Annotated in this window: 9 protein-coding genes; 2 read left to right on the top strand and 7 right to left on the bottom strand. The window is 74.2% G+C overall.

Annotated features, from left to right (window positions below; genetic code table 11):
• Positions 1-11: 11 nt before the first annotated feature.
• The 7 genes from tsaE to glmS form a co-directional block, all read right to left on the bottom strand.
• Positions 12-524, bottom strand: coding sequence for a tRNA (adenosine(37)-N6)-threonylcarbamoyltransferase complex ATPase subunit type 1 TsaE (tsaE, locus tag ACFV9M_RS27105; protein WP_385066755.1), 513 nt, complete (start codon positions 522-524; stop codon positions 12-14).
• Complete coding sequence (locus ACFV9M_RS27100) at positions 490-1,743, bottom strand: alpha/beta fold hydrolase (RefSeq protein ID WP_385066753.1); 1,254 nt, start codon at positions 1,741-1,743, stop codon at positions 490-492. Before ACFV9M_RS27100 ends, tsaE begins: the two co-directional genes overlap by 35 nt.
• 113 nt (positions 1,744-1,856) lie before the next feature.
• Positions 1,857-3,032 (bottom strand): alanine racemase, encoded by a 1,176-nt coding sequence (gene alr / locus ACFV9M_RS27095; protein ID WP_385066751.1) that lies wholly within the window; start codon positions 3,030-3,032, stop codon positions 1,857-1,859.
• Positions 3,033-3,168: 136 nt separating this feature from the next.
• The gene (locus ACFV9M_RS27090) at positions 3,169-4,602 is read right to left on the bottom strand and encodes an NAD(P)H-hydrate dehydratase (protein WP_385066749.1); all 1,434 of its coding nucleotides are present in this window, start codon (positions 4,600-4,602) and stop codon (positions 3,169-3,171) included.
• A gap of 36 nt (positions 4,603-4,638) precedes the next feature.
• Entirely contained in the window at positions 4,639-5,010 is a 372-nt protein-coding gene (locus ACFV9M_RS27085; protein WP_385066746.1) for a holo-ACP synthase, read from the bottom strand.
• A gap of 70 nt (positions 5,011-5,080) precedes the next feature.
• Positions 5,081-5,281, bottom strand: coding sequence for a hypothetical protein (locus ACFV9M_RS27080; protein WP_385066744.1), 201 nt, complete (start codon positions 5,279-5,281; stop codon positions 5,081-5,083).
• 14 nt (positions 5,282-5,295) lie between these two features.
• Positions 5,296-7,143, bottom strand: coding sequence for a glutamine--fructose-6-phosphate transaminase (isomerizing) (gene glmS / locus ACFV9M_RS27075; protein ID WP_385066741.1), 1,848 nt, complete (start codon positions 7,141-7,143; stop codon positions 5,296-5,298).
• A 199-nt stretch (positions 7,144-7,342) separates the two neighbouring features.
• Between glmS and coaA the strand changes: the two genes are divergently transcribed.
• Both coaA and ACFV9M_RS27065 read left to right on the top strand, forming a co-directional pair.
• On the top strand, positions 7,343-8,311 hold the full coding sequence (gene coaA / locus ACFV9M_RS27070; RefSeq protein WP_385066738.1) for a type I pantothenate kinase: 969 nt from the start codon (positions 7,343-7,345) through the stop codon (positions 8,309-8,311).
• 29 nt (positions 8,312-8,340) lie between these two features.
• Positions 8,341-9,279, top strand: a complete 939-nt coding sequence (locus ACFV9M_RS27065) for a DUF389 domain-containing protein (protein WP_385066736.1) — start codon at positions 8,341-8,343, stop codon at positions 9,277-9,279.
• Positions 9,280-9,375 lie beyond the last annotated feature (96 nt).

Genomic DNA, 9,375 nt, shown 5'->3' with positions numbered 1-9,375 from the left:
CCGGTGCGCGCTCAGGCCGCCAGCACGCTCAGGTCCGCCGAGCCCCACCGCTCACCCAGCCCGGTGACCGTCACGTGCCGCACCTCGTCGGTCGTGTCGCCGACGGCCCGGTGGATCCGCACCTGGAGCCTCTCGTCGGTCAGTTCCTCGACCTTGCCCTCGCCCCACTCCACGACCACCACCGACTCGGGCAGCGACACGTCGAGGTCGAGGTCCTCCATCTCGTCGAGCCCGCCGCCCAGGCGGTACGCGTCGACGTGGACGAGCGGCGGCCCGTCCCCGAGGGCCGGGTGGACGCGGGCGATCACGAACGTCGGGGAGGTGACCGCCCCGCGCACGCCGAGCCCCTCGCCGAGGCCGCGCGTCAGGGTCGTCTTGCCCGCGCCGAGCTCCCCGCTCAGCATCACGAGGTCGCCGGCGCGCAGCAGCTTGGCCAGGCGGCGGCCCAACTCGCGCATCTGGTCGGGAGAGTGGACGATCAGCTCGGTCTCAGCCGGGTTGTGCGGTGCTGCTGGTGCTTCCATAGCCACCCACGGTAGCCCCTGCGGGCACGGCGCCCGCGCGGGTGAGCAGGTCGGCGAGGCGGTCGGTGACCGCTTCCGGGTGTTCCAGCATCACCAGGTGCCCGGCGTCCGGGACGAGCACCAGCTCGGCGTCCGGCAGCAGGTCGGCGATGGCCTCGCTGTGCTCGCTGGGCGTGACGAGGTCGCCGATGCCGGCCAGCACCAGCACCGGCATGTCCTGGAAGCAGGCGAGCGCCTCGGCCTTGTCGTGGTCGGTGAAGGCCGGGTAGAACTCGGCGACCACGTCGATCGGCGTGCCCTCGATCATCCGCTCGGCGAACCGGGCGACGGCCGGGTCGACGTCCCGGGACGCGAACGAGTACCGCTTGATGACCCCGGCGAACAGGTCGGCGGTGGCCCGCCGCCCCTTCTCCACCAGCTCGGCCCGCTGCCCCAGCAGCTTCAGCACACCGGGCAGGACCCGCCGTACGGCGTTGACCCCCGCGACCGGCAGTCCGAAGTTGACCTCGCCGAGCCGGCCGGAGGACGTACCGACGAAGGCGGTGGCGACGACCCGTTCACGGATCAGCTCGGGGTACTGCGCGGCCAGCGCCATCACCGTCATGCCGCCCATGGAGTGCCCGACGAGCACGATCGGCCCCTCGGGCGCGGCCGCGTCGACGACGGCCTTCAGATCGCGTCCCAGCTGGTCGATGCTGACCGGCACCCCGTCGTGGAGCTGGGCCGCCCCGCGCGCGGAGCGCCCGTGGCTGCGCTGGTCCCAGTGCACGGTCCGCACGACGCCCCGCAGGGCGGCGCGCTGGAAGTGCCAGGAGTCCTGGGTGAGGCAGTAGCCGTGGCTGAAGACGACGGTGACGGGGAGGGGGGCCTTGCGGCCGAAGAGCCGGCGCCGCCGGTTCGCCGGTCCGCCCTGCGGCTCTACGTCGTCGACCTCGTAGTACAGCTCGGTGCCGTCGTCGGCGACGGCCTTGCCGGGGGTGCCGCGCAGGGCGCCGTACGGTCCCGCCGCGTCGAGGGCGAGCCGTGCCTTCGCGCGCATGCCCCGGCCCACGGTCATCCGCTCCAGCGCGACGCCTGCCGCGGCGCCCGCGGCGATCACGCCTATCGCGGCGCCGGCGACGCCGGTCGCCCGGCGCCAGTTCCCGGCCGCCCCCGGGGCGGAGGCGGCGACGGCCGCCGAGGCGGCGCTCGCCACCGCCTCCGCACTGCTCTCGCTCACGTACCGCTCCTCCTCGGCCGACGCCAGGTGCTACTGCTGTTGCCCACGATGCGCACAGGGCATGAGTGAACCAGCTGCGGGCGTCGCTCCCGACGGTCCCCCCGCTGGGGGGACTACCCGTCCTGTTCCCCGTTCACGTAGACGCGGGGAACCCTCGTTCCGATGCGCGTGACGATCTCGTACCCGATGGTCCCGGCGGCCTGCGCCCAGTCCTCCGCGGTGGGCTCGCCGCGGTCACCGGGCCCGAACAGCACCGCCTCGGCCCCCGGCCCGGGGTCGTCGCCGCCGAGGTCGACGACGAACTGGTCCATCGCGATCCGTCCCGCGGCCGTACGCCACTTGCCGCCGACGAGCACCGGGCCGGTGCCGGACGCGTGCCGGGGGACGCCGTCGGCGTAGCCGAGGGGGACCAGACCGAGGGTGGTCTCGCCCGGGGTCGTGTAGTGGTGGCCGTAGCTGACGCCGTGCCCGCCGGGGACGTGCTTGACCAGGGCCAGGGAGGCCGCGAGGGTCATCACCGGCCGCAGGCCGAGGTCGGCGGCGGAACCGATCTCGGGGCTGGGCGACAGACCGTACATGGCGACGCCCGGGCGGACGAGGTCGAAGTGGGCCGCGGGGAGGGTGAGCGTGGCCGGGGAGTTGGCGATGTGCCGCACCTCGGGCCGTACGCCCCGCTCCTCGGCGTACGCCACCATCTCCCGGAAGCGGGAGAGCTGGGCCGCGTTGGACGGGTGGCCGGGCTCGTCGGCGCAGGCAAAGTGGGACCACAGACCGGTGACCCGGACGAGTCCGTCGCCCTCCGCGCGCCGCGCCTCGGCGACCAGGTCGGGCCAGTCGGCGGGCTGGCAGCCGTTGCGCCCCAGCCCGGTGTCGGCCTTGAGCTGCACCCGGGCGGTCCGCCCGGCGAGCCGGGCCGCCTCGACGGCCTCGCGCAGCGCCCACAGGCCGCTCACGGACACGTCGAGGCCGGCCTCGATCGCCTCCCGCCAGGGCCCGCCCGGCGTCCACAGCCAGCACATGATCCGCACGTCGGCCGGCAGCCCGGCCCCCGCGCTCAGCGCGAGCGCCTCCTCCGGCGTGGCGGTGCCGATCCAGGTGGCCCCCGCCTGCACGGCGGCCCGGGCACACTGAAACGCTCCGTGGCCGTACCCGTCACCCTTCACCACGGCCATGAACGCCGCGCCCGGCGCCTTGGCGCGCAGGGTCCGCACGTTGGCGCGCAGCGCGGCCAGGTCGATCTCGGCGCGGGCGCGCGGCGGGGCGGGGGTCGGCTGTGCAGTCTCACTCATCGCGCCCAGTGTCTCAGAAGGCCCGGGAACCCCCTGAGAGCCGGGCCCGCCCACGGCCCCCACGCACGCACCCTCCGCCCCGGCCCCCCACACCCCGACCCCGCACCCCGTCACCCACGCCCTCCACCCCGACCCCTCACCCCCGCGCCACATCCCTCCAGGCCCGCGCCACGGCCTCGGCAACGTCGTGTGCGCCCACCGGCGCCCCCCGGGCCGCGAACCGCCCCGCCAGGCCGTGCAGATACGCGCCCGCGCTCCCCGCGTCCGACGCCGACAGCCCCGCCGCCAGCAGCGATCCCGCCAGCCCCGACAGCACGTCGCCGCTGCCGGCCGTGGCCAGCCACGACGTCCCGGTCGGGTTCACCCGTACGGGTCCTCGCCCCGGGTCCGCGACCAGCGTCGTCGACCCCTTCAGCAGCACCGTCGCCCGGTACCGCCCCGCCAGTTCGCGCACGGCGGCCAGCCGCCCCGCCTCGACGTCCTCCCGCGCCACCCCGAGCAGCGCGGCCGCCTCCCCCGCGTGCGGGGTCATCAGCGTCGGCGCCGTACGCCCCCGGACCGCCCCGGGCTCCGCCAGGCGCAGCGCGTCCGCGTCGATCAGCACCGGCACGTCGGCGGCCAGCACCTGGGCCACCGTCTCGGCGTCGTCGCCGACGCCCGGCCCGACGACCCACGCCTGCACCCGCCCGGCGTGCGCGGGCCCCTGGTCGGAGACGAGCGTCTCCGGGAAGCGGGCGATGACGGCCTCCGCGGCCGGCCCGACGTACCGCACGGCCCCCGCCCCGCCGCGCAGCGCGCCGGCCACGGCCAGCACGGCGGCCCCCGGATAGCGGGCCGACCCGGCGGCGACACCGACCACACCCCGCCGGTACTTGTCGCTCTCGGCACCCGGCACCGGCAGCAGCGCCGCCACGTCCGCGTGCTGCAACGCCTCCAGCTCGGCCTCGGCGGGCAGCTCCAGCCCGATGTCGACGAGCCGCACCGACCCGGCGTACTCCCGCGCCGGATCGATCAGCAGCCCCGGCTTGTGCGTGCCGAAGGTGACGGTGAGGTCGGCCCGGACGGCGGCGCCCCGCACCTCCCCGGTGTCCGCCTCCACCCCGCTCGGCAGGTCGACGGCGACGACGGCGGCCCCCGACCCGGCGGCCAGCGCCGCGAGCGCGGCCGCGTCCTCCCGCAGGCCGCCCCGCCCGCCGATCCCGACGATCCCGTCGACCACCAGGTCGGCACGGCGCAGCAGGCCGGGAGCGGCGCTCGCCGGGACCGTCCGCCCGCCCGCCCGCAGCAGGGCCGCCAGCCCCCCGGGGTGGGTCCGCTCCGGCGCCAGCAGCACGGCGCTCACCCCGGCGCCGCGCCGGGCCAGCCGGGCACCCGCGTACAGGGCGTCGCCGCCGTTGTCCCCGCTGCCGACGAGCAGCACGACCCGGCTGCCGTACACCCGCCCCAGCAACTCCGCACAGGCGGCGGCGAGTCCGGCGGCGGCGCGCTGCATCAGCGCGCCCTCCGGAAGACGGGCCATCAGCTCCCGTTCGGCGGTCCTGACCGTGTCCACGCAGTAGGCAGTACGCATGGCCCTACCTCTACCGCCTCACCGCCTGCCGCACACCTACCCCTCCGCCACCACCACCGCCGAGGCGATCCCCGCGTCATGACTGAGCGACACGTGCCAGGACCGCACGCCCAGTTCCGCGGCGCGCGCCGCGACGCTCCCCCGCACCCGCAGCCGCGGCTGCCCGCTGTCCTCCACGTACACCTCCGCGTCGGTCCACAGCAGCCCCGCCGGTGCCCCCAGCGCCTTGGCCACCGCCTCCTTCGCCGCGAACCGCGCCGCCAGCGAGGCGACCCCCCTGCGCTCCCCGCTCGGCAGCAGCAACTCACTGTCGAGGAAAAGTCGGCTCGCCAGTGCGGGCGTCCGCTCCAGGGACACCGCGAACCGATCGATCTCCGCCACGTCGATGCCGACCCCGATGATGCTCATGCCGAGCACCCTACGGCCGGGCTCCCCGCGAGATGACCGACCGGCGCCGCCCCGGGACCGCCGCAGGCGATCAGGGGCGCGGGGAACCGCGCGACCGGCCACGACGCACCCGCACCCACCGCACCACCCCCGGCACCACCCCCGGCCCCGGCACCGGCACCAGCGCCAGCGCCAGCACCAGCACCAGCACCAGCACCAGCACCAGCACCAGCACCAGCACCAGCACCAGCACCAGCACCCGACGACGGCTCCCGGCCCTCGGTCCCCCCACCCCCCGAAGCGCCCCTACTCCACGGTGACCGACTTCGCCAGGTTCCGCGGCTGGTCCACCTCGTTCCCCCGGGCCGTCGCCAGCTCGCACGCGAACACCTGCAACGGCACCGTCGCCACCAGCGGTTGCAGCAGCGTCGGCGTCACCGGGACGCGTACGAGGTGGTCGGCGTAGGGGACGACCGCCTCGTCCCCCTCCTCCGCGATCACGATCGTGCGCGCGCCCCGGGCCCGGATCTCCTGGATGTTGGACACGATCTTGTCGTGCAGCACGGACCGCCCCCGCGGCGACGGCACGACCACGACGACCGGCAGGTCCTCCTCGATCAGCGCGATCGGCCCGTGCTTCAGCTCGCCCGCCGCGAAGCCCTCGGCGTGCATGTACGCCAGCTCCTTCAGCTTGAGCGCGCCCTCCAGCGCCACCGGATACCCCACGTGCCGCCCGAGGAAGAGCACGGTGTTCTTCGCGGCGAGCGACCGCGCCAGCTCCCGCACCGGCTCCATGGTCTCCAGCACCCGCTCGACGTCACCGGGGATCCGCGCGAGGTCGCGGACGACGTCCCGGATCTCGTCCGCCCATTTGGTGCCCCGCACCTGCCCCAGGTACAGCGCCACGAGGTAGCAGGCCACCAGTTGGGTCAGGAAGGCCTTCGTGGAGGCGACCGCCACCTCCGGCCCGGCGTGCGTGTACAGCACCGCGTCCGACTCGCGCGGGATGGTCGACCCGTTGGTGTTGCAGATCGCCAGCACCTTGGAGCCCTGCTCGCGGGCGTGCCGCAGTGCCATCAGCGTGTCCATGGTCTCGCCGGACTGCGAGATGGCGATGACCAGCGACCGGGGGCCCAGGATGGGATCCCGGTAGCGGAACTCGCTGGCCAGCTCCACCTCGCACGGGATCCGCGTCCAGTGCTCGATGGCGTACTTGGCGATCATCCCGGCGTGGAAGGCCGTACCGCACGCGACGATGACGACCTTGTCCGCCTGGCGCAGCTCGGCCGCGGAGATGCGCAGCTCGTCGAGGGTCAGCGCGCCGGAGGCGTCGACGCGCCCCAGCAGCGTGTCGGCGACCGCCTTGGGCTGCTCGGCGATCTCCTTGAGCATGAAGTAGTCGTAGCCCCCCTTCTCCGCGGCCGACGCGTCCCAGTCGATGTGGTATGAGCGCACGTCGGCCGGGCGGCCGTCGAAGCCGGTCACCGTGACCCCGTCCCGGCGCAGCTCCACCACCTGGTCCTGGCCCAGCTCGATCGCCGACCGCGTGTGGTCGATGAACGCGGCGACGTCCGAGGCGAGGAAGGCCTCGCCCTCGCCGACGCCCACCACGAGCGGCGAGTTCCGCCGCGCCCCCACGACCACGTCCGGCTCGTCGGCGTGCACCGCGACCAGCGTGAACGCCCCGTCGAGCCGCCGGCACACCAGCCGCATGGCCTCCGCGAGGTCGGCCGTGACGGAGAACTCCTCGGCGAGCAGATGGGCCACCACCTCGGTGTCGGTCTCGGAGACCAGCTCGTGCCCGCGCTCGGCCAGTTCGGCCCGCAGCGCCGCGAAGTTCTCGATGATCCCGTTGTGCACGACGGCGACGCGCCCGGCGTTGTCGAGATGGGGATGGGCGTTGGCGTCGGTCGGCGCGCCGTGCGTGGCCCACCGGGTGTGCCCGATCCCCGTCGACCCGGCCGGCAGCGGCCGCTCCTTGAGCTCCTTCTCCAGGTTGACGAGCTTGCCCGCCCGCTTGGCGGCGGCGAGCCCCCCGTCGGCCGGCACGGCGACCCCCGCCGAGTCGTACCCCCGGTACTCCAGCCGTTTCAGTCCGGCGGTCACGACATCGAGCGCCGACTGCGACCCCACGTATCCCACGATTCCGCACATGCGCGGCAGCCTACGGCCGAATCCCGCCCGGAAAAGCCCTTCGCGTGCCCGATTCCGGAAATTCCCGCGCCCGTACGACACCCCGAACCGCCGCGATCGGCCCTGAGCGTCCCCTGGCCGACCGGCGGCGTGACGGACCCCACCCGCCATCCCGTTCAGACTCCGTTAACAATGGACTGTGATCTCTCCGGTCTCCCCGATGCCCCGGAGCGCCCACCGGCACAGGCCGGAGGCGACTCCCTACCTCGACCTCACCCGCTGCGAGTGGAGCGCGCTGCGCGACAAGACGCCGCTGCCGCTGAGCGCCGACGAGGTCGAGCGACTGCGCGGTCTCGGCGACGTCATCGACCTGGAGGAGGTACGGGACATCTACCTCCCCCTGTCCCGTCTCCTCAACCTCTACGTCGGCGCCACCGACGGTCTGCGCGGCGCCCTCAACACCTTCCTGGGGGAACAGGGCTCCCAGGCGGGCACGCCGTTCGTCATAGGGGTCGCCGGCTCGGTCGCGGTGGGCAAGTCGACGGTCGCCCGCCTCCTCCAGGCCCTGCTCTCCCGCTGGCCGGAGCACCCCCGCGTGGAACTGGTCACCACCGACGGCTTCCTGCTGCCCACCAAGGAGCTGGAGGCCCGCGGCCTGATGTCGAGGAAAGGTTTCCCCGAGTCCTACGACCGCCGCGCCCTGACCCGCTTCGTGGCCGACATCAAGGCCGGCAAGGACGAGGTCACGGCCCCCGTCTACTCCCACCTGATCTACGACATCGTCCCGGACGAGAAGCTCACCGTCCGCCGCCCGGACATCCTGATCGTGGAGGGCCTGAACGTCCTCCAGCCCGCCCTCCCCGGCCAGGACGGCCGCACCCGCGTCGGCCTCGCCGACTACTTCGACTTCAGCGTGTACGTCGACGCCCGCGCCGAGGACATCGAGCGCTGGTACCTCAGCCGCTTCCGCAAGCTGCGCGAGACGGCCTTCCAGAACCCGTCCTCCTACTTCCGCAAGTACACCCAGGTCTCCGAGGAGGAGGCCCTCGACTACGCCCGCACGATGTGGCGCACCATCAACAAGCCCAACCTGGTGGAGAACATCGCCCCCACCCGCGGCCGCGCCACCCTGGTCGTCCGCAAGGGCCCGGACCACAAGGTGCAGCGGCTCGGCCTCCGCAAGCTGTAGGGACAGGTGGCTGTGGGATAAAGGGCGGCATGCTGCATCTGCGCCTGATCACGCCGGCCGAGCGGACCGAGGACGTGGTCCGCCTGATCGAGAGCACGGTGGGCACCACCCATCTGGTGGTGCTGCCCGGCGCCGCCCGCACCCCGCCGGGCGATGTCGTCCTGTGCGACGTGGCGCGCGAGGCGGGCGACGAACTCCTCACGGGCCTCCAGGGGTTCGGCCTCGGGGAGAGCGGCTCGATCGCCGTGGAGAACATCGACCTGTCACTGTCCCGGCGGGCCGACGAGGCCGAGGAGGAGGCCCCGGGCGAGGGCGCGGACGCGGTCCTGTGGGAGCACCTGAGCGACGCGACCCACGAGGAGTCGACGCTCTCCGTCACCTACCTCGCCTTCATCACGCTCGCCACGATGATCGCGGCCTGCGGTGTGGTGCTCGACAACGCGGTCCTGATCGTGGGCGCGATGGCGGTGGGACCGGAGTTCGGCCCGCTGGCCGGCGTCTGCACCGCGGCGGTGCAGCGTGCCCCGCGCCTGGCGCTGCGCTCACTGACCGCCCTGCTGGTGGGCTTCGCGGTGGCGATGGCGGTGACGGCGGGCTTCAGCCTCTTCATGGACGCCGTGGGCCTGTTCACCAAGGACCAGCTGGAGGCCGACCGTCCGAACACGGGCTTCATCTACGCCCCGGACTGGTTCTCCTTCGTCGTGGCGGTGCTGGCCGGCGCCGCCGGCACGCTCTCGCTCACCTCCGCGAAGTCCGGCGCCCTGGTGGGTGTCGCCATCTCGGTGACCACGGTCCCGGCCGCCGCGAACGCGGCCGTTGCCCTGGTCTACGGCGACACCGTCCAGACCCTGCGCTCCTCGGAGCAGCTCCTGCTGAATCTCCTGGGCATCATCCTGGCCGGCATCCTGACCCTGCTGGCCCAGAAGTGGCTCTGGTCCCGGCAACGTGGACGTGCCAGGGCCTACTAGGGCCGGCCCAGCCAGCTCGCCCAGGGGCGCGGGGCTGTGCCGAGGTACGGCTGCGCCGCGCGGGCGCGAGGAATCACGACGATCCCGGGGCCCGCG

The organism is Streptomyces sp. NPDC059895 (assembly GCF_042731035.1).
Lineage (GTDB): Bacteria > Actinomycetota > Actinomycetes > Streptomycetales > Streptomycetaceae > Streptomyces.
The sequence above is the reverse complement of the archived record's forward strand: the minus strand, read 5'-3'. Positions and strand labels throughout refer to the sequence as shown.